Consider the following 26,738-nt stretch of genomic DNA (forward strand, 5'->3'; position numbering starts at 1 on the left):
GGCCTGGCTCCATCACTACAATCACCACCGCCCCCACACCGCAACCGGCGGCAAACCACCCATCACCAGGTTGACCAACGTCCCTGGGCAGTACATCTAGAGGTTCTCCCTCCAGGCGCGGATCTCCAGGCCCAGGATGGGCGCATCGGGGTCGAGTCGTCCGGTCATGACCAGCCAGTTCCGTACGGCGGCAGCGACGTCTCCGCTGGCCGCGTCGACCATGGCTTTGAACTGGACGGCGTCGAAGCCCTGCTCTCCGGAGCCGGAACCGCCCAGGTTTTGACCGTAGGCACGTTCCTCGGTGCTGTCGGGGCGCTGGACAACGTTGCGACGGACGCCGGGGGAGTCGGCTAGACGGCCGGCGTCGTGCGTGAACGCCTTCTTCTTGGCACGGACTGTGAAGGCGATCTTTCCCTGGTACGCGGCAGCCTCTTCGACGATCGGGCGCAGCCGCGAGGCACCGGCTGCGATGTGCTGCTTGCCTGCCTTGGCCAGGGAGGAGCTCCATTCCTTCTCCGGCTTGCCGTCCGGGCCGAGCACAGGCCGGCCCTTCCGGTCTGTCACTGTCCTCTCTGCGCGGACGCGGTTCTTGCTCCGCACCCGGGCCTTCTTGCCCTCGCGGCTTATCCGAGGCTGGATGTGCCCGGTGGCCAGAGCCTTGAGGCTGGCGATGTCCCGCGGGCCGCCGGCCTGGACCTCCTGTACCACCGCGCGCAAGGCTTCGACGAACGAGGCGCCCTTGTTCTTGGTGAAGAACTGGGACACCAGGGAGGGATTGCGCCCCAGGATCTCCCCGACCTGCTTCCGATTGAAGCCTTCCGCGATCAGCTGGTCGGTGAGCCGCGCGGCCTCATTGCGCTGCGCCCGGCGGCCGCCGGTGGTCCGCCTTCTGCGCGGCGTCACGCGGCCACCCCATCGTCGTCTTCGTCCTCGGCGCACTCGTGATCGGCGTACGTCGGAGTGTCGTCGTCGAGCTGGTCGTCATCACCGGCGCCGCACCCGTGGCACTCCCATTGGGCGCTCCAGGTCACCTCTCCGCCGTGGTCGCAGTCGTGCCCGGAGAACGCGGTGTCCTCGTCGTCCCACACCGCCTCGCCCGACGCACCGCACTCCAGGTGCTCCCACTGGCTGCCCCATGCCACCTCAGCGTTCACTGCTCCTCTGCCCCCAGGGCCTGCCGGCCGAGGGCCTGCAGCACATAGAACTCCTCATCGGTCGTGGGTGTGGTCTGCTCCCACGCCATGGCGCCCTTGAGCAAGTAGTCGCCCGGCTCACCGCTGTAGGGCCAGTCGGGGCGGACCGAGCTGTAGATGGCGTCGGTGCGGAACGCGAGGATCGCCCCGGCGGGCAGGTGCAGCGCACCGGCGCGGGCAGGCTTGCCCGTTGCCGGGTCCTTCGTGCCCGTCGGGCCGGACAGCAGCGCGGCACGGGCCGCCGACCACACGCCGGCCGCCCACTCCGGGTGGGCGTACGGGTCGCGGGCGAAGCCGGTGTTGCGTTCCCAGGTGGCGTGGGTGTCCGTCAGGCCGGTCAGACGGGCGCCGTCCGGGATCTCAGGGACCTCGCCACCGGCGCCGAGCTCGAGCGAGCCGGTCGTGATGCGGGGCCGCTGCGCGAACGTGCCGATCCCGTACAGCAGGATGGACCGCACGGCGCGGGAGGCCAGGCGCGCGGCCTGCCGCTGCTGCTCATCCCCGTGGACCTCACCCAGGGCGCGCAGCGAACGCCACGCGTCCTTCAGCTTGTTCGACCACTCCTTGAGCGGGTCGCCCTTCTCCCAGACCAGACCGTCCAGGATCTCGATCCGCCACGGCTGGAGCGGGTTACGCAGCGCCAGGTTGACCTCGGCGCCGCCCGCCCAGGTGACGAAGGTGCGACCGCCCTCGTAGGGGTAGTGCCAGGACCGCTCCCCGGGCGCGGGCGCAGGCAGCAGACCCACGTGGTCCCAGCTCTGCGGGATCGTCACCCGCACCTGCCAGTGGCTGGGGGAGAACAGCGCGTCGGCCTGCTCCTTCTCACTCATGGCGGCGAACGCGGCCGCGGTCACCCGCTGCGGCACGCCGACACCGGAAGTCCAGGTGTGCTTGGCGTAGGCGAAGGTGCGGTCGGCCTCGTACCAGCCGGGCACGCGTTCCGGCACGCGCGGAGGAGTGATCAGCTCGGTGCGGCCCTGACCGGCAGTGGCGTGCAGCAGGCCGCGGATCTCCTGCGACATGACCGGGTAGCCGTCCGCCCACTTCGCGCCGGCCTTGGCGGGGATGGTCCGCGACCACAGGTCCCGGCCCGTCTGCGACGGCGAGCCCATCAACACGACGTCGTCCCAGTACCGGCGCAGCGCCTTCCACAGTTCGACGAACGCGGCGCGGACGGTGCCGGGGTCGGCACCGGCCGGGTCGAACCACTCGCCGACCGAACGGATTTCGGTGTGCTGGTCCTTGCCGCGCTGCCAGCGGCCCACCGGGTTGCGGGGGTGGACCAGGTGTCCGGCCTGCCGGTCCTTGCCCCGTGAGGACTCCACCTGCCAGCCCTCTGGCAGCGGCCCGTTCAGCCACTCGGCCACGGCGTCCTTGAGGAACTGGTGCCCCCGGGCGTTCTGGTGCCAAGGGTCGCCGGCCGTGATGTAGATGCGCTCCACATCCGCCGGGACCGTCGCGTACACGGCCGTGAGGATCTCCGCGACGCTCGCGCGCCCCAGGTCCAGGGTGACCGTGCCGGCCTGCCACACGAGCACACCGGTCGCGGTGTCCAGGAACGCCATCTGCCGCGTGGCCTGCTTGAAGTTGGGCCTCTTCGAAGTCAGGTTCGGCTCGGCGTAGATCCAGCGGTCGCCAGCGGCGCCCTCAGGAATGGAGGGCAGTGCCCGTTCCCGCTGTTCGGTCGCACCGGTCTCGAGCGGCGTCGGGGCAAGGGAGGGGACTGCCTGAGCAGCGGCCTCGTCGATCTGCTCCTCTGCCCCGTGGGGTGGCTGCTCGGTTCCACCGACGGCTGCGGCGGCCTGGTCGACGGGGCGCAGTTCAGGCGCGGGAGCACCAACCGGCTCCTTGATCCGCTGTGCGGCCGTCAGCGGCTTCACCTGATCACCGGTGGGGGATTCGGTCAACTCTGGCTCCGCAGACGCGCTGACGGCCCCCTGGGGGCCGAGAGAGGGCACCAAGGCGACGACGTCGATTACGGAAATGCCGGCGGACGTCGCGAGACGGTCGGCCTTCGCTTTCTCGTACGTTCCCAGCTCTGTGATCTTCTTTGCGCGGCTGATGCGCAGACGTTCGAGCCGGCGCTCGAGAGGTTTGATCTCATCTCGGACCTCTCGGAGCTCCGCGAGGCCAGCGCTATAGGTCTTGCTGTCCATAAGCAATGTCCTTCGTAGATCCGTCGGAGGACTTCGGCCGGACTGGCTCAGTTGCCCTGAGCCGGGAGCCCTTTGGCCTCTTCGCGGAGTTCCTGCAATCTGCGGCCGCTGGCCACGTGGGTGTACTGGCCCCAGCCGTTGATGTCGCTGCCCGTCTGCGCCTTCAGCGCGGGGGAGGGCTGAGGAAAGGCTCGGCCATCCGGGATTTCGACCCAGCCGTCAGGGGTGATCGTGGCCTCGTGCGTCCGCTGCCGACGAGGTTGGTGGTGTTGAAGTTTGTCTCCTGGCGAGGCCAGGCCGGCCTCGATGATGAACATCAAGGCGCCCAGGGCACGGGCTTCGCGCCCAGCGTTGGGCTTCTGCTTCCCCAGTAGCTCGCGGCGCAGCACGTCGTTGGGCGTATCGACGAGGGGCTCGCTGTGTCGCTGCAGGTAGGCGAACACCTCGTCGTCGATCTCGATCTTCCGCACGCCGTCACCCTCCACTTTGCACTCTACACTCTAAAGTTTTGCAGAATTGGAGTGTGGCGGCAAGTGCCATGAGCGGAAGGGCCTTGGCCAACTGCCGGGCCGTCAGGTGCGGGGGCGGCGCCTACGGGCTCGCCGGGCGGAGATCAGATACCAGACCTGGGCAGACCCGGCGTCCCGAAGCGGCTCGTAAAGGGTGCTCGGAACGAGACGACGCTCGTCCCGGAGGAGCCGCCAGCGCGGCAAGTCCCACTCTGTCAGCGGAACGAGCACATTCCGGTGCAGCGCAACATCCTCCTCGCAGTCGCATTCGCCAGGCCGGGCACGGACGAGTGCGTGCGTCGCGAGCGGTGCGGGAAACTCGGCGTACATCCTGCCGAAGTCCTGCTGATAGTCGTCATGATCGGCCCACATGCGGGCGATGCCTGCCAGAGTCCGCCAAGACGTCTCCGCCTCGGCGAGGCCCACCGCGCGAAGGTTGATGCGGGTTTGCTCCGCGGCGATGTCGGCCTGGTGTGCGAGGACGGACGCCATGCGCTCCTCGTCGGTGGTCGGAGACTCCGTCAGATGACGGGCGAGGCGCGCGCGGACAAACTGCAGTGCGTCATCGATCAGCTGGTTGCTGAATGGTTGCGCTGCGAAGTTCCCAGCTTCGGGTACGCGAGTCCCGGCACGATCAACACTCATCAAGCCACTCCCTCGACGACCGAAATCCCCTAGACCGGCACACGAGCACTCTCACCTGGCGGTTCATACCATCTGGCGCTGCACCTGTTCGGATCCTTCCGTAGGGCTCCTGTGCCACTCCCGGCAGGTTGAGCACAGGCCGGTCGGCTCCTCGGGCCGCACGCGTCGCTTCGAGGTGCCCGCGATTCCGCAACTGCCGGCGCACTCGGGCCAGCCGAGGCACGCGGCGCATCTGTCGTGGCCGTCCGCGATCGCGGGGCTGCCGCACTCTGCGCACTCGGCCAGTACCCGCTGCACGTCGCCGGTCCACGCCGGTGGAGTCCACGTGGCGACTTCCTCAGATACCCAGGGTTCAGCATCGACCGGAGCGGACGGAGCAGGAATGGGCGAGGCCGAGGAGGGGGCTGGCCCTTCAGCCGCACGTCGCAGGCGTCCGGCAATCAGCGCCTCACGGCTGGTCTTGATGACGCCCGGCCATCCGGGGCCAACGACGACGTGCCTGATCTGTGCCGCGCTCCAGTTCCTGCCGAGCAGCATGTTTACGACGGCAGCCTGGTCGGCAAGGGTCTTGCCGGTCAGCAGGAACTCCGGGCCGCACTCCTGCGCAATCGCGTTCAACACATCCAGGCCCGGTGAGGACTGCATCGGCTGCTCGTCATTGCCCCGTGCTGTATCCGACCCGACGGCGACGCTGCTCCCCTGCCCTTGCCCACCACCGCGGCGATCGCTCCCATCCGTCCTTCCGTCCTGCCCGTCAGAACCTGCGTACATGGGCTCGCCGGAAGGATGGAGGGTTGGTTGAGGGTTCTCTGAGGGATCAATGAGGGTTAGTGGCTCAAGATGAGCCGGGGGTGGGCTCATCTTGAGCAGGGGGTGGGCCCAAGTTGAGCCGAGGGTGGGTTCATCTTGAGCCCTCAGCAGGTCAGGGCCGGGCTCAGAATGAGCCCTCAGCACGTCAGCGCTACTCCTTTTAGCCCTCTTACGCTTCGTTGGAAGCGGCGCCCCTTGAGCGAAGGTGAGCTGCTCGATGACGTTGTCGTCGTAAGCGGTCTTGGAGCGAGCCATCTGCTCGAGGAGCCGCACATTCACCCGGGTGAGGTTTGTGATCGGATCTCCCGTCACGGGGTCGACGCGCCGCACCGAGCTGATGAGGCCCTTGTCGATCAGTGACTTCTTCACTCGTTTTACGGTGGCGGCGGAGGTTCCGCAGTCGTCGACGAGACGTTTCTGGCCTGGCCAGCAGTACCCGTGATCGTCCGTGCGGTTGCAGTAGGCCAGCAGCAGCAGCTTCTCGGCACCGTCGAGGCCTTCAGCGGCGAACACGAGACCCATGTGGGCAGCCGTCATCGGGCACCCTCCGGAACCGGGGCGACCCCGCGCGCAGCGGCGGGGACCAGCGGAAAAACCACGCCTTGCGAGTCCGCCTGCTTGCGGTGGCACTGGAAACCGATCTTTGTATCGCATGGACTCTGTGTCCGTCCGTGGTCGAGCACGGCGCACCTCCTGGTGGACGTTGTGCCGTGAACTCTCCACATCAAGGCTTGCCCAATGGCTTGCCCAGTTCGCGAAAGGAGCAGGTGAAAGGCTTGCCCATGTGGGGGGAGGGTGGGCAAGCCGTTCGTGGGCAAGCCTCCCGGACACTCAGAACGGCGCAGGTGGGGGAGCCTCGAGGGAAGCGCCGCGCGAGCGGCGAGGTGGTACTGGTCGGGCACTGGTGGTCCCTGACTTCAGGGAGCCGGGATCAGCTGATCAGCGGTGACGCGGACCTTGCAACGAGCCCGTACTGGGCTTTGTGAGCGATCGTTGTCTATTCTGATGTCGGTGACCGATGGGCCCTGTGTCCAGGCACCCAGCACGGTCACCGTGCTGACCACGACTCCGATGCTTGCCGGCGGGGAGTCGCTTCGACGGCCGTTCCTGTTCGCGCAGGGCGGCCGTCACCCATTTACGGGGGGCTCGCGATGTTCATGTCGGGCATTCTCCACTTCGATTGAGTGGCGGCGGTCCGACGACGCGCCGCAGGGCATCACCCTGCACAAGGGGACGATCTACCCGTGGAACCGCCCTGTGTCGCCGTCGGGGGCGGGCGCTCGCAACCGCGGGTCGAGAACGGGGTGCTGCCCGCCGGGCCGACGGTGGCCGACGTGATGTCCAGCGGCGCCTTCTACTACGGGCTGACGCGCGCCCAGGTCGAGAAGGACCGGCCGGTGTGGTCGAAGATGTCGTTCTCCGTCGCGGAGGACGCCCCAGCACGCCGCGGCCAAGCTCGGGAGCGACGCGCGGCGCTACTGGCCCTGTATGGGTGAGGTGCCGGTCGCCGAACTCGTCCTACGGCGCCTGCTGCCGCTGGCCCGCCAGGGCCTCGAGCTTGTCCGGGATGGGAGCGGCACGGCACGAGCCGCCGCTTGGCATCACCGACCAGCGGTGCGTGCATCTCAGCGCGCCCTCTCCCACACCTGGCGTCGACTGAACGGGCCCCAGGCCCGGGCCCGCCGACCCCGCCCGGGTGCACGGCGCGGATCTTCGCCCCGCCGTGCACCCGGGCATTCGCCGAACTCCAGAAGGCCTGCGCGGACTTCATGGCCGAAGTGAACGGCCGCATCCACCGCGAGACCCGCCGGATCCCGGCCGAGCTGCTGGCCGAGGAACGGCTGCGGCTGCACCCGGTGCCCGAGCAGCCGTTCACCGCCGCGTTCGGCGAGACCCGCCGGGTCGGCAAGGACTCCACGATCTCGGTCGAGTCGGTCCGCTACTCGGTCCCGCACCAGCTCGTCGACGAGCGCGTCTGGGTCCGCTTCCACGGCGACGAGCTGATCGTCACCACGATGTCCGCGGGCAGCGCGGTCGAGGTCGCCCGCCACCCGCGCTCGACGCCGGGCAGTCCGCGGATCGCCGACGAGCACTACCCCGACGCCCCGCGCGGCGAACGCACGCCGAAGCCCACGAACCCGGCCGAGGCCCAGTTCCTGGCGATCGGGCCCGGGGCAGCGGCCTGGCTGGTCGAGGCTGCGGCGACCGGCGTCCGCAGGATCCGGGCGAAGATGGCCGACGCGGTCGCGCTTGCCAAGCTCCACGGGGCCGCTGATGTCGACCGCGCTCTTGGCACCGCGGCGACGGTCGGCCGGTTCGCCGAGGGCGACCTGCTGTCGATCCTGGACCACCAAGGCGAGAACGACCGCGCGGAGCCGATCCGACGCAGTGAAGCCCACAGCCTGCAGCCGGGCACCTCCGCCTGGTCCGGGTTCACGACACCGTGATCCGCCGGCACCACCGGTCGGGCCGTCCTACCAGCCGGGAAACTCCAGCTCGTCGTCACGAAGTGCCCACACCGGCCCCTGCCCGGACAGCGGTCCCGCCAGGACCCGCAACTGCTGGGGGCGGTATTCGTCGCGCGCGTCCTCGACGCTGAAGCCAGCCGAGGCCAGGACCTGGGCCATCGCCTGCATCATCGCGGCCTGGACCGCGCTGGAATGCCGCAGCACCGGCTCGTCCAGCTGCTTCAGCCGAAACGCGCGGCTCGCGCAGGCCCGCAGGCGCGGGCTCGCCTGCCAGCCCACGAACACACCGCCCGCCGCGTCGTCACCGTCGTCGATGTCCACCTCGGCACCGCCGGCCAGAACCGGGTCGAGCTCCGGCACGACCACGGGCAGGCCCGCGGCGGCCAGCTCGTCGCGGACCCTCCTGGCGAGCTTCTGCAGAGCCGCGGACTCGTCAGCACCCACTCGTTCGAACATTCGCTCAATCTAGTCAACGCAGAGAAGGAACCTTTGATGACTGACATGGCAACCGCACCCGCCCGGCCCGGAATGGCTGCCCCGGCCTCAGCCGTTGCGGCCACGACCGGCGCCGCGTTCGACGAAGCGATCGCCATGACCCGAAGGTTGAAGCTGCCTCACATCCGCCGGGCGATGACGGAGATCATCCCGACCGCGAAAGCCCAGCGCTGGGATCCCGCCGAGATCGTCCGGGCACTTCTGGCCGAGGAGGCCGCTGGCCGGGACGCGGCCAACCTCCGCACTCGCCGCACCCGGGCGGCCTTCCCGACCGGCAAGACCTTCCACATCTGGAACGAGGAAGCCTCCTCGATCCCGGTCCCGACGCAGTCCGCACTGCGGACCCTGGAATGGGTCGGCCGGCGCGAGAACCTCTGCGTCGTCGGCCCCTCCGGGACCGGAAAGTCGCATTTCTGCGAGGCCCTCGGCCAGTCGGCGGTCGACGCCGGGATGACCGTCGCCTGGTTCACCATCGAGGACCTCGGAGCCCTGATCCGCCGTCACCGCGTCGACGACTCCGTCTCGAAGGCCATCGGCCGGATCACCCGAACCGACTTGATCATCGTTGACGACATCGGGCTCCTACCCGTCTCGCCGGACGCCGCCGAAGGCTTCTACCGCCTGGTCGATGCGGCCTACGAACGGCGGAGTCTGGCCGTCAGCAGCAACCTTCATCCGTCTGGATTCGACGAAATCATGCCCAAGACCCTCGCCACCGCGACCGTCGACCGGCTCCTGCATCATGCCCACGTCGTCGTCACACAGGGCGACAGCCACCGTCTCGCCGAGGCCACCACCGGGCGAGGCGTCGTCCCACTCGCCTGACCCACAAGCGGGAAGATCAACTGTCCACCGGGGATCTTCAACGTCCGCCAGTGGGGAGATCAACTGTCCGCGAGCGGGGAACTCCTACTGACCCTTGACAACCGTCCTACCTGCTCGCAGGAAGGGTTGACGTCGCAGCTCACGGGGGGTTTGGTAGGCAAACGAACGAGCGAGGAGGTGCGGGGTGCACCACGTCGAAGCCTCCGATCAACTGCCATCGTGCTCACGGTGCGACGGCGCACTGATCTCCAGCGTCGTCATGCCCCAGAACGACGAGGCCGGACGACCCATCCACCTTCAACTGTGTCCCTCGTGCGACGTGAACAAGCCCGCCGCCCGCGCTCTGCTGAACTGGTTTGCCAGCGGCGGCGGTTTCGACACCTCGCGCACTCAGGAAGGCGCGGAACTCCTGCTGGCGTGGACAAAGGAGGGCATGGCTGAACACGGCTGGTACTGGTCAGAGTCGGCGACCGGCACAGCGCCCCCGTCGTCGGGCCCAGTACCGAACGCCACCGCCGAACAGGATCTGATGAACCCGGGAGCCCCCGGTGACCAGTCCGAGGTCGAACGCCTGATGAAGCAACGTGACACGCTGCGCGCTCGGCTGGCGACCGCGCCGCCGGAAGCACGCGAGCAGATCCGGGCGGACATCCAGCTCCTGGGCAGGGCTGCGGCCGACGCGCTCGCCGACGTAGACATCACCGCCGAGGCACTGAACGCCACCGCCCCCAGGCCCGCACCCGGCCCGCTCAGCCCGGAAGCCGAGCAGCGCATCCGTGACCTGTATGAGCGCCTGATCGCCGAACAGAGACACGACGAAGAGAACTGACAGTGATGATTGCTGTGGCTCCGGCCTGACTCCAGAACTGCCAGTGATCTCGCCAGCGTCCAACACCTCGACTGCGGAGAGCAGCCGCAGCAAAGTGGACTTGCCTGAGCGCCGCCTCTCTACCTGCGCGTACGCCGGCCCCGAAGGGCACGACTACTACTGGCAGATCGCATCACTGCGCCAGGCCGGCGCCCCAGCGGACTGGATGGCGGGCGTCTTCCCCCGGCAAGCGGTGCAGCACCATGACCTGCAACATCGGGCAATGCGGCTGCGGTAACGAGATGTCCGCACCGAACGAGAGGAAGCCACCCATGCCTGGACCTGACCTACCGCCGCCGGAAGCCCCCATGACCGCAGAAGGTTTCCTCGCCCGCTGGCCCACCGCCGCGCAGAAGGCGGAGCTCCTCTACGGCGTGCTGGTCTTCGTCGGCGACTTCGACGAGCGCGACCTGGAGACCGCAAGGCGCACCTATCCGGGCCGCCGCCCTGTGCTGAACGCCGACGGCGGTCTTGAAGTGCATCCGGCTGGCGTTGGAGATCCCGCACCGCTCGTGAGTCGGACAGCCGGAGCTTCCGAGCCGGAAGGCGGCTTTACGCCGTAGAGAGGGATTTCTCAGGTAGTCGGATTCGCGGATCCCGTCCGCGTGGGCTCGGGTGCGCCGTACGGTCGCTTCTACGGATGGCGACTGGGTGGGGACGCCGGGTCAGGTGTGGGAGGGGAATCTGAGGATGGTTAATGCCCGTACGTACCCGCTGTGGCGGGATCTTGCGATGAGCGAGGACCTCCCCAAGGAAGCCCTCAAGACGGTGATTGGGGCCTTGTGTGGCCCAGCGACGACGCCGCATGGCTTCGATGTCCAGGCCGATCGGTGGCGGGAGGAAGCCCTCAAGGCCGCGCTGCCCGCGTTGCTGGCCCGGACTTCTGCCAAGCGGTTGCGTAGCCAGCTCCTGGTGCACGCCGATGAGAAGACGCTGGTCGCTCTGGCGGCCGACGGTACGGTGACCGCTGCTGACCTGCCTGCCATTCTCCGGCACCGCCGGGTCTGGGCTGGGCTGATCTCCGCTCTGGCACGACACCCCGGCCAGGTCGAGGCGGCCATCGCGCTCCTGCCCCGCCTTTCCGACCATGAGGTGGAGCAAGTCGTCCGGGACTGGGATCCCGAGCGCTACACCCGCACCAAGGACACCCCGCCGGCCCCGCGCATGCCGCCAGAGCTGTTCGACGCCGTCCTGGAAGCCTGCCTCACCCCGCTCGCCGCGTATCTGCTTCACCCGGAGCCGGAAGAGGGCTGGGAGGCCGTGTCCGCATTCTCGAAGGACTGGTCGCTGGAGTTGGGCGGCCGTGCCGGCTGGGCGATGCTGGCCCGCTGCCCCGGGCGGTGGGCGCAGCTCGCCGCGCACCCTACGTTCGGGGCGGCTGTCCAACACCTGCTGCTGGACCAGGCCGAGACGCAGGCTCTCGAAGACGCCCGGCTCCGCGCCGCCGACCCCGATGGCGAGGAACTCCCCGCCGACCCGGCGCCCGCTCTCAGCGAGGACCTGCTGCTCGCCTGCCTCCCGTCCTTGTGCCTGCCCGAACTGGCCGACCTGCCCAACCCGCAGATGACCGCCCGCCGGACCCTGCACCACATCGCCCACCGCGTCCACAACAACCCGCGCCTGGCCGACCTCGCCGTCGATCAGCTGCACGCGGCCGCCGACGCGCTCGTCACCCGCGGCCAGCTGCTCACCTGGTCCGACAAACAGGAGAACGACCACGAGTTCGACGGCCGCGTCCTGCGCCTTGCCGAGGACCTGGCCCTCCTCAGCGCCAACCCCGACCACCTCGCCGGGGCCTGCGCCCAGCTCGCCCGGCTGGATCCGCCGGCCGTCGCCTCTCCCAAGCCGAGCCGGACCCTCCACGACCGCCCGGCCCGGCTCCTGGAACGCCACTGCGAGCACCGCCGGGTCCAGGCCCTGACCATCCTCGCCGCCAACCCGCACACCCCGCGCACCGCCGTCGCGGACGTCCTGGGCGAGCTGCACCCGGCCGAACTGGCCTGGATCGCCGAGAAGGCCGGCGGCCCCGACTGGTTCCTGGCCGCGGCGGCCGCCGTCCCGGTGCCCGAAGACGAGGACGACGGTGTGGTGCGGCTCGTGGACGACGACGAACTCGGCAAGCACCCCGACCCCGAGACCGTCCTGCAGTCCTGGCTCGACTCCCCCGCCGCCGGTGAGATCCTCGCCCGCTCCGAGGTCTACCGAGCCGTCGTGAAATCCCGCTACCGCACCCTGGAGCACCTGCGCCAGATCCCCGCCGACCAGGTCCTCGCCCGCCACGAACCCGAAGTCGCCCTAACGATCCTGCTGGAGCACTGCGGGCGCAGCACCAAGCGGTGGGAGGCCCTCGCCGCCGCCATGACCTTCGACTACGACGACGAGAAGATCACCTTCGGTCAGCTCCTCGACTCCCTGGACCCCACGCCCGCAAAAGCGCAAACACCCTGACACTGCAGTGTCCGCGGCAGCGCCTGACCCGCTTGCAGCTTCGACGCATTGACGGTGAAAGGGCTGTCGCCGGGGGCCGGATCGCCTGACGATCAGACACCGTGCCTTGCCTCCCAGGACGGTGCTGCCGAGGTCCGGCGGCTGATCAGCCAATGACGTGCACGGTGACATACAAGTCTCCCGGACACCGCCGTGCTTGCCGGGGCCGCCGAGCTCGCGGATCCGGGTGGGCCGTCGTGTTGACCACGATTCCGCATTTCGGCTCGACTCTCCGTGACGCTCGTTAGGCTGAACGACTGAAGGTGATCTACCTCTCTTCTCGCCCGCAGGACACTTCCCCGCAGGCTGGAGAGGTGGGCTGTGCTGGCGAAGGGGCTGGCGATGGGCGTTGACACCCGGCAGATCCAGACGGCCGTTCTGGCTGATCCCGAGTCCGACGATCCGGTGGTCTGCCCGACGGATGCCGACGAGCTCGACGAGTTCCGCGAGGAGTTCGCCGGGACGACGTTCTGGTGCGGGATCCTGCTGGGCGGGTGCGGCGGCCAGCTCCTGACGAGACGGGGCAACGTCCGCGTCAGCCACTTCGCCCACTTCCCAGACCTCGACGGCCTGCTGCCCGCATGCGGCCGCCGTTCCCGGGGCGTCGCGAGCGCGGACCACCTGTACGTGCGGGCGGCCACGCAGACGTGGCTGCGCCGCCAGGGGCACACCCCGCGCTACCGCTACATCGACCGCGACGACGCCCCGGTCGGTTCCCTCGTGGAGATCGAGCTGGACGGGCGCACACTGCTGCTGCACATGGACCCCGCGACGCCGCCCGACTGGGATTCGGCGCAGGCCGGCGACATCATCCTCGGACCCGGCGTCCAGGTCGACTACCGCACCCTGGTACGCCGGGGCTACGTCAACCGGATCAGGTTCGTCAGCGAGGGCAATCAGCGGGTCATGATGCTCGGCACCGAGCTCCCGCATGTGGGCACCGACTGGGACTTCGAGCTGGCGGACTGCACCGTCGACGAGCACGGCCGGCTCATCACCCCCGTCGTCGCCCGTGTCGAGGCCGCGCGTGCCGTCGCAGAGCGGGCCCCGGTGCCCCGGCCGCGCAGCGAGAAGACGGAAGAGCCGGTGCAGATCGGCGCGCTGACCCGGCTCATCAACAACGCCGTGCAGAAGAAGGAGACCGCCGCCGTCCGCGAGCTGCGGGACACCGCGCAGCTCCAGGTTCCTCGCTGCGAAGGGCAGGCGCTCGAGCACCTGCAGCACGCGATCGAGCATGCGAACGACTTGCTCAACGAGCAGGCCCGTGTTCGCCGGCGGCTCTTCGCCGGACTCGACGAAGCGGTCCGGCACGGTCACGTCTACAAGGTCACGACGCTGACCCCACAGGTCAGAAAGTTCATCCTGGGCGACACGGTGACCACGCCGCAGGAGGCGGGCATCCTTCAGGCGGCCGACACGCTCCTTCGAGAAGCACGTCAGCAGGCTGCCCAGGAACGGCGGGCAGCGGACGAACGCCGTGCGGCAGCGGCCCGGGAATGGGATGAACGCCGTGCGGCAGAGGCCGAAGAGCGCAGGAGGCGTCGCGCGGCCCAGGCTCAGGAGCAGCAGGCGCAGCTCGTGACGCAGGCACAGGAGCGCAAGGCACGTAACAGGGCGCGAGGACAGGTCCAGAGCATCACCGGTCGTCTACGCCGTGAAAAGCTGTCGGCCCAGCAGCAGAAGCATCTTGTCGAGGAGCTGGTTCTTGCGGCGAAGGAGGCCGGGGACCACCTGTCCGAGGCTGAGCAGCACAAGGTGAACGAGTGGGTGGAAAGGATCGCCGCCCCCGTAGAGGAACCGGGCACGGCCGAGAAGACCTCTCCGGCCGCGCAGCGACAGCCGGAGGCGATCACGGACCCCGCCAAGCTGCCGGACCGTCTCGTTCCCGCCGCGGCGGCTGTCCGCGGAGCCTTGAAGAAGGCGGCCCGGGAACGGACCACGACCAGCTGGAGCCGGCTGGAGCACCAGCTCGGCTCCGCGCTTCCCTCTCTCACCAGCAGCGAACGCGTCCAGGTACTGGTGCAGGTCGACCGGTCCACAGCCGGCGACGAGCCGCTCCTGTCGTCCCTGCTGGCAGCGGGCGATCCCCACTTCGCCTACCAGTACTACCGGCACGTCCTCACCGCACTCAGCCTCGACGCTCCGGATGACGACGAAGACCTGCGGAACGTCGTCGAAGCCGACACCGAACAGGTCTTCACCGAATGGCGCTTCCGCTGAAACCGGCCTGACGCAGCGCACGAACTCACCCGGCCTGACACAGCGCAGGAGAGCGGGTCGCACCGGCCTGCCCCGGCACGCTCAGCACGGGCGCGGCGGATCGCGGCCGCGCGCACGGCTTCGGCGGCCTGCCGCTGCTGGGCACGGACGTCCTCGAGGGACGTCGGCACCGCGTCCTCCTGGTCCTGCTCCACGTTGGGGAAAGCGGTGGCGGCAAGTTCGCGGCGAACCTGTTCCTGCCGTACGACGGCGGCGGCCAGGGCCGGGTCCTCCTCGCGGGGCGGAGCGACCGCGCGGTGGGCGGCGAGAGCACGGTGGTAGCCGGCCGACGCGCTCTCCCGCGTCCTCACCGGCCCGGCCGGAACGACCCTCTGCGGGGCCGGGTCGTCGACGGCCGCCGATGACGTCACCGTGGTGGTGCGGGCGGCGGGTGCCAGGACGTGCACGGCCCGGACGTTCGCCTCGGGCACCGCGCTGTTGGCGGCCGCGATCAGCTTCGGCGCGATCCAGCGGACTTTTGTGCCGTACGCGGCGGCGTCGGGGACGACGTCCAGGCGGCCGGACTCCTCGTCGAACCCCGTGGCCTTCACATGCCCGGCGAAATCGCCGTGCCGAACGCGAGCGGCGCGCGGCCGTCGCGGACCACGGTGGTGGTGCGCCGCTTCGGCTTCTGCCGGGCCTCGGTCCTCCTCGCCTTCGCCGCCTCGCGGGCGGCGAGGAGAGCCTGCCGAGCAAGGTCGACACCGCTCGTCTCCGGTGCGGGGTCGCAGTGTCCTCCGGGACGGCGGCCATCCAGATCGGCCTCATGGCGGCCGGAATCGGCCCCGGCGACGAGGGGCGCCCTGGCCGCCCATGCCTGCGAGACCATCGCCGGCCTGCCGGACACCGTCCTGGACACGGTGATCCCCAACAAGCCCGAGCCCGGCTGGGACACGAGCCTGTCGGCCTACGGCAACCACCGGTGGCCGGACGTCCGCCTCATCGACACGGGGGACTGGCGCGACCTCGAGCCCGGCCGCTGCCAGCTCGTCGTCAGCGTGCTGTACGACCGGATCATCGGCCCCGACCTGATCGACGCCACCGACACCATCGTCAACGTCCACCCCGGGCGCCTGTCCCAGTACCGCGGCGCCCGCCCGGTCAACTGGGCGCTGCGCAACGAGGAGACGCTCGCCGGGATCACCATCCACCTCATCGACGAAGGCATTGACTCCGGGCCAGTGCTCGCCGAGGCACTGTTCTCGATCTGGCCCGAGACCGACGAAGTCGCGGACGTATGGAACCGCGCCATGCGCCACGGCCGGATCCTGATCTCCGAAGCCCTGCCCCGCCTCGACCGCATCACCCCCCGGCCCCAGGATGAGGACCTCGCGGTCACCCACTACCTGCGGGACAACGACCGGCTCGGGGAGCGCAGCGACTGGACCCGGATCCTGAGCCGGGCAACCTAGCGGCCGGCAGCGTCCAGGACGACGTCCACGAGCCGTTCGGCAGCGTCCGGACGGCCGTGGGCCCGGGCCCGCTCGGCGATGTCCGCACGCCGCAGCGGGTCCGCCAACAGCGGCCCCACCGCCGCCCGCAGCTCTGCGGGTGTCACCTCGTCGAGCAGTGCCACAGCGGCACCCCCCTCGGCGAGGTGACGCGCATTGTGGGCCTGCTCGTTCCCGGCCGACGTGGCGAGCGGGATGAACACCGCAGCCTTCCCCAGCGCGGTCAGCTCGGCCAGCGTCCCGGCACCGCTGCGGGAGATCACCACGTCGGCCAGGGCCAGCACGTCCGGCAACTCGGCACCCACGTATCCGGTGAGGTGGTAACGCCCCACCTGCTCGGGGGACAGCCCCGCGGCGCGCTGGCGCAGGCCCTCGACATGATCGGGGCCGCACTGGTGCACCACGTTGGCCTGCTCCAGCAGCCACGGCAGCACATCAGCCACCAGGGTGTTGATCTGCTGAGAACCCTGCGCCCCGCCCGTCACGTACACCGTGGGCAGCCGCCGATCGAAGCCAAGCGAACCGAGGGCCTGGAGCGCCTTGTCCGGTTGGCCGGTGAACACCTCGGGCCGTACCGGATTGCCCGTAACCACGGTCGAGGTACGAACCGCTTCGGGAAGGAGCGGCACCGTGGACTCCGACGACACCGCGATCCGGCTCGCCGCCCCCGCGAGCGCCCTGTTGGCGAGCCCCAGCCGGACGGTCTGCTCGTGGACCACCAGCGGCACCCGGCACAGACGGGTGGCCGCGACCCCCACCGGCACCGCGACGTATCCGCCGGTGGCCAGCACGACATCCGGCCGGAACCGGTTGATGGCACGGCGGGCTTGGAGGATCCCGAGCGGGACACGGCTCATGTCGGCCACATTCGCCGGTGACAGCATCCGCAGCAGGTTCTTCGAACGGCGGATCTTCCCCGTCGCCACCGCCGAGAACGCGATGCCCTCCGCTCCCGCGACGCGCTCCTCCAGGCTCCCAGCCTTGCCCACCCACATCACGTCCAGCGCTCGTCCCTGGGCAGCGAGGCGCGCCTGCAGGGTCCGTACCGCGGTGAGGGCAGGGTAGGTGTGGCCGCCGGTCCCGCCGCCCGTCACGATCAACCGGAACCCGCCGCTGGTGTCTGTGTCCATCCCGGCACAGTAGCCAGTGCGCGGGACCGTCGGCACCACACTCACCCTGCTGGCTCACCGTCCTGTCGTCAGCTCCAAGTGACGGATCAGGGCTTGGACTTCGGCGTACGGTCGCTCCTCGCGCGTACGGCCCAGACGGCGAAGCGGAGGCGGTCACGCAGGCCCATGGCGGTCGCTCCTCACGCGTACGGCCCGGACGCTGACCGCTGGGACATCACGTACGACATCACCGGTCGCTCCTCACGCGTACGGCTCGGACCGTGGGGGCAGCAGCCATGCCGGTTGCTGGTCCGGTCGCTCCTCGCGCATACGGCTCGGACGCTTCACGACCTGCACTTCTCTGACCGCATTGCTGTTCCGTGACCGATGTCGTTGAGGGTGAAGAGCGTCAGCGGATCGCTCCGCTGAGGTGGCACGGGCCGCGGTGGGCCGGTGTCTTCCCGCTTCGTCGCTTTCTGCCTTCCGGCCCGTGGGCTGGGTGGTCTTACGAGAGCTCGGCGGGCGTTTTGCGTCTCCCCGCTACCGGGGGCGACGGTTTGATCGGCGGGGACAGCGTGGGCGGCGATATTCCGTGCCGCGTTGAGGTCCCGGTCGATCGTGAGGGTGCAGTTGATGCAATGGAACGTCCTGTCCGCGAGGGTGAGGCGTGGGTTTTGCCAGCCGCAGGCGGAGCAGGTCTTGCTGGAGGGGAACCAGCGGTCGAGGACCGCGAGGGTGGAGCCGTACCAGCGGGTCTTGTAGGTGAGTTGTCGGCGTAGTTCGCCGGGCGAGGCATCGAGGATGGCCCGGTTGAGGCCGGCTTTCTGGCGGACGCGGCGGCCGGGTTTGTCGAGGGTGCCGCGGGCGCTGCGGGTCATGCCGGCGACGTTGAGGTCCTCGACGGCGACCTCGGCGAAGCGGGTGGAGAGCTTCTTGGTCAGGCCGTGGAGGACCGTAGCGCGCCGTAGGGCGACTTCGTGGTGGAGCTGGGCCACCCGCCGGATGGCTTTGGTTCTGCGGTTGGAGCCTTTCTGGGTACGGGAGAGTGCGCGTTGCGCCCGGGTGAGGCGTTGTTCTGCGGCACGGACGTGCCGGGGGTTGGCGACGAAGCTGCTGGTGGGGGTGTCGGGGTGGAGGGGTTCCGAGAGGGCAGCGAGGTGCTTGACGCCGAAGTCGACACCGACGCGACCGCGGTCTCGCTGCCGCCGCGTCGGGCGCTCGGGCAGGTCGACAGTCACTTTGCAGAGCACGGAGGCGTACCAGCGATGCCCGGTGCGGGAGATCGTGACGGACTGCACCACGGCCTGGCCGCGGGAGATAAGGCGGCTCAGCCGCTTTGCCGTGTCGTGCAAACGCACGGAACCGATCCGGGGCAGGTGCAGCCGACGGTATCCGTCCAGCCGGATGGTGGGCCGCTTCACGTCATGGTGGAGGCGGAATGCTTCCCGGGCGCGGCCCTTCTTCTTGAACCGGGGATAGCCGACCCGGCGGCCAGCTCGTGTCCCGCGGAGGGAGTCCAGCCAGTTCTGCCAGGCCCGGTCGGCGTCGATGAACGCGGACTGGAACGCGTAGGTGTTCACCTCATGCCACCAGGGACACGGCCGCTCAGGTCCGTGGACACCGTCCGGAAGGCCGCCGACGGTACGGGAGTCGCCCTTGATCTGATTCAGATGCTTCTGGATCGTCGGCTTGGACGGCACCGGCACCCGGACCCGTTTGCGGGCTGCGGCCTCGGTCATCCCTGTGTCGATGAGGGCGTCCACCTCACACCGCCACTGCCTATGCGCGGCCACCTTCATCCCCAGCGCGTGATTGAACGCCCACCGCGCCGCACCAGAATGCCGGGATAACCCCTCCACCTGAGCCGGAGTGGGATCCAGCGTGAACCGGAACGCCTTCAGAATCTCCTGCTTCACCCCCCACCCCTTCCAGCTAGGCGTAGCGGCCACGTTGCAGGAGACTGTAAAGCCCGCCACTGACAATCACCCTGACCTGCACGTTCGGTGAGCGGTGGAGCTGGCCCGTCGAAACCTCCACCGCGGCAGGTCAGACTTCAGTTCAGAACCTGGACCTCGCGTACGTCGACGGTGAACGGGGTCTGCCGCGTCTCGGTGAACGATCCGGCATCTCCGAGGGTCGCAGCCTGCCATTCCACGGTCCATGTCGCGGTCGCCGTCCCGGTGTACTTCCCGCCCGACTCGGCCGTCGAGGGGGCCTTGTAGCGGTGCCCGCAGTCGGGCGACGGGCGCTTGCCCTGGGACGCGTCGTAGCGGGTGCCGGGACCGGCACAGGTGACCGTCTCGCCGTCGCCCATCTCCCACCGGATCGCCGTGACGGTGGCCGTCGCCGTGACTGTCACGCCGCCCGCCGTCGCCGACGCGGTGTTCGGCCCGAACGTCGTCGGGGACTGCTCCACCCACAGCCACATCGGCATCCCCACCACGTACCGACCGCCCGAGCGCGGGCTGGCCACCTTCGGACCGGTCAGCAGCATCGAGTCCACCGCCCGGCGCGCTACGACCTGGGGATCGATCTGCGGCCCGGTCGGCGCTGCCGTCCCGTCCGGAATGAACACTGTCCAGGACGCACCCGTGCCGGGGCAGTTCACCCCGTACACCGCACCCTTCTCCCGCTCGTGCCCCTTCCAGTACATGTTGTCCCCGCGCGACGGCTGAGGTACGAGCTTGGTATAAGTGCACGTCGGCCCCGACCCACCCCCGCCAGCGGTGCCGACCACGGGGCGCGCCCCGCCCGAGCCAGGCTTGTCGGCCTCATCCTGCGCGCACACCTTGACGAACATGTCTGCGCCCTCGCAGACCCCACCGCTCGGGCCATCATCGGCGTACGCGACCGGAGCGAGACCGCCCACCAAGAGCACCGCGGCCACCACCGCCCGCCTCAGCACGTCGGCCCGCCCTGTGGGTTGATCGCGGTCACCATCCACCGCCCATTCCACTGCTCTGCCTGCACCGTCATGATGTACCGGAGCGGCTGCTCCGTCGGCAGGGGGATCGGCTCCTGCCGCTTAATGCTGTAGCGCTCGTACTTCGACAGATCCACACAGTCCGACAACGTCGCCTTCGGCATCTCAGCCTCCAGGTCGATCCCGGTCACCTTCGCGTCGTGCCCGATCTCACCGCGCACCACTGTCCCGGCCTCCTTCATCCGGGCCAGGTCGTTGCGGATCTGCCCGAGCGCCTTCGCCGTCGCGTACTTCTCCAGATCGGTGCCCTTGGCGTCGGCCTTGCGATACGCCTTCATCTGCTCCGCCGACATCGAGCTGTACACCGCGAGCACTGCCGCCTTCTCCGCCGCCTGCGGATCAGCCGCCGACGTTGAGGGCGCAGGCGTCGAGGCCTGCGCCGAAGGCGGTGAAGGTGCCTTGTCATCCCCGTCGCCGCCGCATCCAGCGAGCGCGAGGACAAGCGCCACGGCGCCGCTGAGCGCTGCCGCGGCGCGCTTGTGTCGAGTCGTCACCTTCAAGGGGCACCCCCGGCTTTCGTGAACAGAATCGGATCACCGTAACGCGCAGCACCGACACGGTCACATCTGCTGGCGAGTACGTGGCGGCCCGGAAGGCGCGACTGCGGCGGCCGACTCGGCATCGGCGGGCAGCGTGCTGGGCGGAAGGATCCGCAGCGTCCGGACGACCATGCGGCCCGCCTGGGTGTTGGCAGCCTCGATGACGAGGGCCTGTTCCAGGCGCGTCTTCGCCGCCCAGGCCATCGACTCCGGACGCACGGTGAGCTGGCCCGGGTCGGCGTCGAAGGCGACGGCCGCGACGTGCTCGGCCAGTTCCGGAGCGATGGTCGCCCACCGCACGCGCAGCGTGGCGCTGGCTGCCGGGAGTTCCCAGGGCCTGTTCGGTGACCAGCGCTCCGAGCACGTCGCCCAGGCCCATCGGGTCGCGCCCGTCGCACCGGGCAGGGCTTGGGCTGTTGTGCGCGGCCGCCGTGTTTGCGTGCCGCCTCCTTTGCGGCCTGGAGGGCGACCCGGGCCAGGTCGTCGGACATCAGGCCACCGCCCCGGCGAGCTCCTTGACCCGGCGGCGGGCGCACACGCTGCGGCACGGCAGGGGTTCCCGGCCGCAGGGAACGTGCCCGCCCCGGCCCGAGCAGACCGGGGTCTCGGTCCCACCGGAGGCCGCCGGCGCCTGGTCGGCGGCCAGGGCTGAGGCTTCCTCGCGGCACGGCTTGCACAGGCCGTCCTCAAGGGCCCTGCCGGTCAGCATGATCCGCGCACCACAGTCGCCGCAGGAGCCGCGCGGCGGACCCTCCGGTACCCGCTGCTGCACCACCACGGCCGGGGCTGGCCGGGCGATCGTGTCGTCCAGCTCGCACGCCGTGCAGCGCCCCGTCGGGCCGGGGCGGGTGCCGTGCTCGGGGCACAGGCCCTGGGCGACGCGCTGCTCGCGCTGCCGGGCGGCGGCTTTGTCCTGGACGACTTCCGCGCAGATCTCGCACGCAGCGCCGGTCCGCCAGATCACCCCGGCCTCGCAGTCCTGGTAGCCGCAGCCCCACCGGGGCAGAGCCACTCCCAGCAGCCAGCGGCCCGGATCGCGGATGTCGGAGAGCATCACCTTGGTCAGCCGGGCAGTCAGCCGGTGCTGCAGCCGCTCAGGGGACGTCCCTGCCTCGAGCTGTCGGCCTACTTCTCGGGAGATCTGCCGCTCCACGAAGGGATTGCTCACCCGCTCCAACAGCAGGTGGACCGGCTCCAGCACGGCGTAGATGTGCGCGTTCATCGTCACACGAGGGCCGTCGTACAACGGTCGGGCCGCGTCCTCGTTCCAGCTGCTGCGGTTCTTCGCCTTCGAGGGGGAGGGCTGGTTCTGTCCACCCGCGCGAAGCGCGAGACCACTCTCGCCCCCGCCAGCGTCACCTTCGTCACCGGCCGGGTTTTCCACAGGCCCAGCGGCCTTACCCACCTGTACCTCGCCTACGGCGGGTGACAAGAGCGCACGCCCGTCATCAGGTGAGTCAGTCATAGGTACTTCCCTATTCGCGAGGGATCCCTCACCAACCGGGGAACCCGATCCCTCACCAACCGGGGAACTGCCCGACCCCTCAGAAGTGGCCTCCGGAACAGCTCCACGGGGGTCGACCAGGCCGTCAGGCCGGGCCTCCGGAGGGAGGTCGTGCGCGATGTACAGATTCCGGCCCCGCTCTCCCACACGCCGCTGGACCGTCATCCAGCGCGACGCCTCCACTTCATCCACGATCGTCGACGCCGCCGTCACCGACAGCGCCTCGCCGGCCTTCTTGCCAGAGTGATGCCGAAGGCTGGCCGCCAGCTCCGCCTCCGTCAGCGCGATCCCCCGAGCCTGCGCGTACGCCACCAGCGCATACACCCGAAGCTGCCGCGGCGTGAGGTCCTCCGCGGCCGCCACCGGCAGCCACACGAACGCCTCCGTCCGGGACATCTCCCGCACCGTACGCAGCGCAGACCTCCCTGTGCCGCCCGCGTGTGTCCGGCGCTCCGAGAACAACTCGACCACACCGTCCGGCCCCGGACGGCTCAGCTGTGTCATCCCGCGCTCGACCGATGCGTCCGACAGCCCGAGGTACGAAGCAATCGTTTCCGTCCGCGCCTGGCAGCCCTCTGGCCGTGACGCTAGCGCCTTCACCTTGACGTACACCGACACTGCGACGTCCTGGTAGACCGGCGACCAGACCAGACGCATCGGTACCCGCACACGCTGACGCCGCACCCGAACCGCACCCGAACTGACCAGGGACCCGTCGACCGAGTCGTTGGTGAACTCCAGCGACATCACGGCCGCCATGACTCCGCTCCCCGGGCTCCCTTGGTTGTCGCCAGATAGGAGGAAGCTGCGACGCCTCGAGACTCAGCGGCACGGTTGCCTGGTGCAGACAGAAGAGCGATCACGTACGGAAAGGGGATGCCGAACACGTCAGATGCGACATGGCGGCCCCAATGACCTTCCGCCTCGCCGCCAAGAGATTGAAGATGTGACGGGATAGACGGAGCAAAATACGCCAATAGGGCGCGACTGAGCTGACAAGACGCAGCATCATGCTGCAACATGTGACCAGCACTCCTTCGTGCTGAAGGAGAGCACAACTAAGGCCCTCGTGGTCTGAAGGTTCTGGCGAACCAAGATCGAATTGTTCGAAGCGGCTGCAACCGGTCGAACAACTCCTCCGAGAGGCCCTGCAAGGCCGACTCGGAGAGCGGATGGGCGCTGAGCGCAGGTGACTACCAATCACCTCGCGGGTGAGCGGCCCGGGGCGGCAGGAAGACCCAAATTGGGCGCCGCCCCAGGAGACCTACTTCATCCCGACCCCCTCACCCGAGGGGCGGATCGGGGTGTGCGCGGACAAGACGAACACTCCACCGAAGGGCCAGCTGTCGCGGATGCGATCGCTGACACCACGGCGGAGTGCGGTGAGTCCGATGCCGGGTACGGGTACCCTGATCATGTCGACGCCCTGTCTTTGGGTATAGGGGTGTTCGGCAGGCTCTAGGACCCCCACTACAAGGTCCTGCGGCCCAGTGGCCCCTCCCGCCTTGCCAAGGCCGGTTGATGGGGCCACTCCCATTTGATCAATGCTGGTGGTCACTGTACCGCTACCAGCTGTGCCGTGTGCCCGTACGAGTGACGTGTCGTCATGCCCTCGGCCACGCACTGACAGATCGTCGCCAAGACTCGGAACCAGGTAGCGGCCAAGACCATGGGTGCTCACGCGCGCCGTCCAGGGTGGGAGTTTGTCGTCCTTGCTGTCGCCGTGGGCTCAGGCAGCTCTTGCTGGAGCGCGGCGCTGTAGTAATGGGCGAGCACGGCTTCGGCTCCTGAGCCTTGTGCAGTCGCGATGCGCTGAAACCGCCCTGACCGCAGGTCCCCGGCGCTCCAGATTCGTGGGTGCTGCTTCTCGGGTGGGCAATAGCCATCCGTGTCCGCGGTGAGCCCTTTCAAGGCTGCGGGCTTGCTGCCGATATTGCTCAGCACCGACGTGGCCACATAGGACTTACGCTCTCCGTGCCGGTCCTCTACCTCCACGATCCAGCCGTCTCCGTAGCTCGGCTGGGACAGGACGACGTTGGAGATCGGCACCAGACGGATGCGACCGTCTTCCGAGACCTCCGCGACTTTGTAGTCATCCGTCGGAGGACAAAGGACGTGCAGGTTGTTCGGCGCGTGAGGATGAGCGCGCAGCCAGGTTCCGAGCGGTCTGTCTCCACCGAGCACGTAGGTCCGTTCGCCGAGTTCTTCCGGGACGGTGCGCCACAGCGGAGGCGCGGTGAGCTGGGCAGGGGCGCTGACCCAGTCAGTGTCGGACGGCGTTAGCGCGGCAACGCCAGTGGCGACAACGACCGCCTGCGCGGAAAGTACTTGGCCGTCCTCGAGAGTGAGTTCCGCTCGGTCGTCGTGTCCATTGACCCTCGCAGCGCGGGACCGCACTACGGAGCACCGGCCAGCTTTTTGCAGCCGCATTAGGTCCGCGGCTAGGGCCTCAGCAAGTTGCGGGCCGGTCGACCAGTTGCCGGACACGTTCTGCAGCGCGCCGATGGTGTGCAGCTTGCCACCTACCTGGCCGGCCTCCACGACGACAGTTCGCAGGTTGAGGCTGGCTGCCATCACTGCAGCCGCCACTCCGGCTGGGCCGGCGCCGACCACCAGCACGTCTGCTTCGTAGGGCGAGGTACTCATGCGTGTGCTCCGTGCGTGCCGCTGATGCGAGACAGGGCGATCTCGCTGGTGATGAGCTGTGCGGGGCCGATGTTCCGAGATGCGAGCAGCAGAGCTGCGTCGTGGTATGGGACTCCGCCAGTGGAGGCGCAGGCGTCGGTGACAATCCATGGTCGGTAGCCGTGGTGGTAGGCCGCCATCGCAGAGTCGTACACGCATGCGTCCGTGTCGATGCCGCACAGCACCAGGTTGCTCCAGCCAGCGTCCCGGATGAGCTGAGCACCCTCGGAGGTGAAGATTGAAGATTGCGCCTTGTCGATGACGGCAGTCACCTCGTCAACGTACGGAGTGAGGTCGGCGACGAGTTCCTGTTCCTCGGGAGTGCGTAGCCTTGTCCACCCTGTGATCGTCTCGTATGGCGAGCCTGGTTCGTTGTGGAACCGGGACAGCACGACAGGAGCGCCGACTGCCCGCCAGCCCTGCACTAGCCGCACGACTGTGGGGAGAATGCTCCGGCTGTGCCGGTTGACGAAACCGTGCTGCACGTCGATGACCAGCAGGGCCGTCGATCGAGGGTCCACCCTGTCCGCCTTCCTCATGGCCGTCACGGATTGTGCTCTCGAAGGGCATCCTGGGCGGCGCGCAGCCGATCTGGAAGTTCGCTGGTGGCCAGGATTGCCTCGCGCATCACCCGATGTTGGGCTGTCTCGGTCGGACGCGCGGTGGTGAGCCGGAAGTATGCGCTGCGCAGGAAGCGCCAGCTGTAGTCCGTCGGCATCACTGGGTCCTGGCCGTCCTCGATCAAGTGCAGGACATGGGAGGACAGCGCCCAGAGCGCCTGCACGTCCAGCTCCAGTGCGACGATCTGGCTCATAGTGAGGGCGCGTTCGTCCGGCTGCGGGTGGTAGGCCACCCCGGACCAACCAGCCACGCCTTGGGAAACCGCGCCGCGGAAAGTCACTGCCTCCGGGTGCGCCCATCCATCACGGAACTTAGCCTCCTCAATGCCGGGCCCGAGGGGCACCACGTTTGCCGGGTCCTGGCGATTGACGAGTACAGACGGGGTGGAGAGGAGCTGGAGAGCGGTGTCCAGGCCAGAGCCGACCCAGGCGTTGTCGCGGAGTTCGTAGGCAGACAGCACGTACTGCGGAATAGGCGACGGTTGGACGAGGCCTCCGCCCGGGAAGTTCTGCTCCAGGAGACGGGCGATTCGCTTGCCTGCCCAGGCCGGCTCCTTCAGGTAGGTGCGGTAGCGCCACACCGCCAGCTCGGTGAGTGAGTCGAAGCGCTGGTGCTCTTCAAGATGCACCACGGCTACACCGCAAGCGTAGACGTGCACTGTCGACGACTGGGCAGAGTGGTGCTCAGCAGGGAACGTGCGTTGAACCAAGCCGCCCGGCCCTGGCAGCCGAGGCGTTCCAGCGGAATACAGCGGCGCACTGCGCTCCCCGAGGTACGCAGGGAGGAACTGATGTGAGACGACAGTGCACGGAGCCGCGCGGCCGGCTGGACTGGCCGCAGTAGAGATGGGCTCGCCGCGCAGGGCAACCAGGCGAAGACGGAACGCTTCCTGTTCCTCCGGGGTGCACTGGTTGAGCGCCGCGTCCAGGATCTGTGCCATCTGTGGACGGCACACGCTTGTCTTGTTCCGCTGCCAGTGTGAGACCGTCCGGGGACTGATGCCGAGACGATCGGCGAACTCCCGAACCGACGCACGCATTACTGACCGCAACAGCAGTGCCTCCTCGCCTGTCCACTGCTCTACGGCGATCACTACACACCCCCTCGGCGGTCACCTGCCAGGCATAAAGA

At 69.0% G+C, this 26,738-nt stretch carries 24 protein-coding genes and 2 pseudogenes; 8 read left to right on the forward strand and 18 right to left on the reverse strand.

What is annotated here, in order from left to right; genetic code table 11:
* Positions 1-96 precede the first annotated feature (96 nt).
* The 6 genes from ACFWI9_RS12805 to ACFWI9_RS12830 form a co-directional block, all read right to left on the reverse strand.
* Positions 97-903, reverse strand: coding sequence for a hypothetical protein (locus ACFWI9_RS12805; RefSeq protein WP_387161305.1), 807 nt, complete (start codon positions 901-903; stop codon positions 97-99).
* Entirely contained in the window at positions 900-1,154 is a 255-nt protein-coding gene (locus ACFWI9_RS12810) for a hypothetical protein (RefSeq protein WP_387161306.1), read from the reverse strand. The genes ACFWI9_RS12805 and ACFWI9_RS12810 overlap by 4 nt, the downstream gene beginning before the upstream one ends.
* Positions 1,151-3,349, reverse strand: coding sequence for a Mucin-19 (locus tag ACFWI9_RS12815; RefSeq protein ID WP_387161307.1), 2,199 nt, complete (start codon positions 3,347-3,349; stop codon positions 1,151-1,153). Before ACFWI9_RS12815 ends, ACFWI9_RS12810 begins: the two co-directional genes overlap by 4 nt.
* A 47-nt stretch (positions 3,350-3,396) precedes the next feature.
* Positions 3,397-3,819, reverse strand: a complete 423-nt coding sequence (locus ACFWI9_RS12820) for a hypothetical protein (protein ID WP_387161309.1) — start codon at positions 3,817-3,819, stop codon at positions 3,397-3,399.
* Between the two features lie 102 nt (positions 3,820-3,921).
* Positions 3,922-4,503 carry a hypothetical protein gene (locus tag ACFWI9_RS12825; RefSeq protein WP_387161311.1) on the reverse strand — a complete coding sequence of 194 codons (582 nt, stop codon included), beginning with the start codon at positions 4,501-4,503 and terminating at the stop codon, positions 3,922-3,924.
* 63 nt (positions 4,504-4,566) lie between these two features.
* Positions 4,567-5,850: a helix-turn-helix domain-containing protein gene (locus tag ACFWI9_RS12830; RefSeq protein ID WP_387161312.1), complete on the reverse strand. Its 1,284-nt coding sequence runs from the start codon at positions 5,848-5,850 to the stop codon at positions 4,567-4,569.
* Between the two features lie 678 nt (positions 5,851-6,528).
* Between ACFWI9_RS12830 and ACFWI9_RS12835 the strand changes: the two are divergent.
* Together ACFWI9_RS12835 and ACFWI9_RS12840 are read left to right on the forward strand one after the other, a co-directional pair.
* Positions 6,529-6,934, forward strand: a pseudogene (locus ACFWI9_RS12835) (glutamate--cysteine ligase); the annotation flags it as partial.
* Positions 6,935-7,046: 112 nt separating this feature from the next.
* Positions 7,047-7,760: pseudogene (locus ACFWI9_RS12840) on the forward strand (IS21 family transposase); the annotation flags it as partial.
* Between the two features lie 27 nt (positions 7,761-7,787).
* On the opposite strand, the gene ACFWI9_RS12845 reads toward ACFWI9_RS12840, so the two are convergent.
* The gene (locus ACFWI9_RS12845; protein ID WP_387161313.1) at positions 7,788-8,237 is read right to left on the reverse strand and encodes a hypothetical protein; all 450 of its coding nucleotides are present in this window, start codon (positions 8,235-8,237) and stop codon (positions 7,788-7,790) included.
* Between the two features lie 72 nt (positions 8,238-8,309).
* On the opposite strand from ACFWI9_RS12845, the gene istB reads away from it, so the two are divergent.
* The 5 genes from istB to ACFWI9_RS12870 all read left to right on the forward strand — a co-directional run bounded on the left by istB (position 8,310) and on the right by ACFWI9_RS12870 (position 14,676).
* A complete protein-coding gene (gene istB, locus ACFWI9_RS12850; protein WP_387161379.1) occupies positions 8,310-9,101 on the forward strand; it encodes an IS21-like element helper ATPase IstB in 792 nt (263 codons plus the stop codon).
* Positions 9,102-9,285: 184 nt separating this feature from the next.
* Positions 9,286-9,930, forward strand: coding sequence for a DUF6300 family protein (locus ACFWI9_RS12855; RefSeq protein ID WP_387161315.1), 645 nt, complete (start codon positions 9,286-9,288; stop codon positions 9,928-9,930).
* A gap of 347 nt (positions 9,931-10,277) precedes the next feature.
* Entirely contained in the window at positions 10,278-10,532 is a 255-nt protein-coding gene (locus ACFWI9_RS12860; RefSeq protein ID WP_387161318.1) for a hypothetical protein, read from the forward strand.
* A gap of 169 nt (positions 10,533-10,701) precedes the next feature.
* On the forward strand, positions 10,702-12,417 hold the full coding sequence (locus ACFWI9_RS12865) for a hypothetical protein (protein ID WP_387161320.1): 1,716 nt from the start codon (positions 10,702-10,704) through the stop codon (positions 12,415-12,417).
* A gap of 381 nt (positions 12,418-12,798) precedes the next feature.
* Positions 12,799-14,676: a hypothetical protein gene (locus tag ACFWI9_RS12870; RefSeq protein WP_387161321.1), complete on the forward strand. Its 1,878-nt coding sequence runs from the start codon at positions 12,799-12,801 to the stop codon at positions 14,674-14,676.
* Here the strand turns inward: ACFWI9_RS12870 and ACFWI9_RS12875 are convergent.
* Both ACFWI9_RS12875 and ACFWI9_RS12880 read right to left on the reverse strand, forming a co-directional pair.
* Positions 14,562-15,266, reverse strand: a complete 705-nt coding sequence (locus ACFWI9_RS12875) for a DUF721 domain-containing protein (protein WP_387161323.1) — start codon at positions 15,264-15,266, stop codon at positions 14,562-14,564. The two genes, ACFWI9_RS12870 and ACFWI9_RS12875, sit on opposite strands and share 115 nt — an antisense overlap.
* A complete protein-coding gene (locus ACFWI9_RS12880) occupies positions 15,263-15,574 on the reverse strand; it encodes a hypothetical protein (protein ID WP_387161325.1) in 312 nt (103 codons plus the stop codon). The genes ACFWI9_RS12875 and ACFWI9_RS12880 overlap by 4 nt, the downstream gene beginning before the upstream one ends.
* Before the next feature lies 1 nt (position 15,575).
* On the opposite strand from ACFWI9_RS12880, the gene ACFWI9_RS12885 reads away from it, so the two are divergent.
* Positions 15,576-16,127, forward strand: a complete 552-nt coding sequence (locus tag ACFWI9_RS12885; protein ID WP_387161326.1) for a formyltransferase family protein — start codon at positions 15,576-15,578, stop codon at positions 16,125-16,127.
* On the opposite strand, the gene ACFWI9_RS12890 is transcribed toward ACFWI9_RS12885, so the two are convergent.
* The 9 genes from ACFWI9_RS12890 to ACFWI9_RS12930 all read right to left on the reverse strand — a co-directional run bounded on the left by ACFWI9_RS12890 (position 16,124) and on the right by ACFWI9_RS12930 (position 26,547).
* Positions 16,124-17,296 (reverse strand): glycosyltransferase, encoded by a 1,173-nt coding sequence (locus ACFWI9_RS12890; RefSeq protein ID WP_387161328.1) that lies wholly within the window; start codon positions 17,294-17,296, stop codon positions 16,124-16,126. The two genes, ACFWI9_RS12885 and ACFWI9_RS12890, sit on opposite strands and share 4 nt — an antisense overlap.
* Positions 17,297-17,619: 323 nt before the next feature.
* The gene (locus ACFWI9_RS12895; RefSeq protein ID WP_387161330.1) at positions 17,620-19,191 is read right to left on the reverse strand and encodes an RNA-guided endonuclease InsQ/TnpB family protein; all 1,572 of its coding nucleotides are present in this window, start codon (positions 19,189-19,191) and stop codon (positions 17,620-17,622) included.
* A 137-nt stretch (positions 19,192-19,328) separates the two neighbouring features.
* On the reverse strand, positions 19,329-19,928 hold the full coding sequence (locus ACFWI9_RS12900) for an ATP/GTP-binding protein (RefSeq protein ID WP_387161331.1): 600 nt from the start codon (positions 19,926-19,928) through the stop codon (positions 19,329-19,331).
* A gap of 245 nt (positions 19,929-20,173) precedes the next feature.
* Entirely contained in the window at positions 20,174-20,752 is a 579-nt protein-coding gene (locus ACFWI9_RS12905; RefSeq protein ID WP_387161333.1) for a hypothetical protein, read from the reverse strand.
* 66 nt (positions 20,753-20,818) lie between these two features.
* Complete coding sequence (locus ACFWI9_RS12910; RefSeq protein WP_387161334.1) at positions 20,819-21,097, reverse strand: DciA family protein; 279 nt, start codon at positions 21,095-21,097, stop codon at positions 20,819-20,821.
* Positions 21,098-21,287: 190 nt separating this feature from the next.
* A complete protein-coding gene (locus tag ACFWI9_RS12915) occupies positions 21,288-23,060 on the reverse strand; it encodes a hypothetical protein (RefSeq protein WP_387161336.1) in 1,773 nt (590 codons plus the stop codon).
* Positions 23,061-23,978: 918 nt separating this feature from the next.
* Complete coding sequence (locus tag ACFWI9_RS12920; RefSeq protein ID WP_387161338.1) at positions 23,979-24,947, reverse strand: FAD-dependent oxidoreductase; 969 nt, start codon at positions 24,945-24,947, stop codon at positions 23,979-23,981.
* Positions 24,944-25,507, reverse strand: coding sequence for an isochorismatase family cysteine hydrolase (locus ACFWI9_RS12925; protein ID WP_387161340.1), 564 nt, complete (start codon positions 25,505-25,507; stop codon positions 24,944-24,946). The genes ACFWI9_RS12920 and ACFWI9_RS12925 overlap by 4 nt, the downstream gene beginning before the upstream one ends.
* 23 nt (positions 25,508-25,530) lie before the next feature.
* Complete coding sequence (locus ACFWI9_RS12930; RefSeq protein WP_387161341.1) at positions 25,531-26,547, reverse strand: XRE family transcriptional regulator; 1,017 nt, start codon at positions 26,545-26,547, stop codon at positions 25,531-25,533.
* Positions 26,548-26,738: the final 191 nt, after the last annotated feature.

The sequence above is a fragment of the Streptomyces sp. NPDC127084 genome (assembly GCF_042724175.1).
GTDB lineage: Bacteria > Actinomycetota > Actinomycetes > Streptomycetales > Streptomycetaceae > Streptomyces.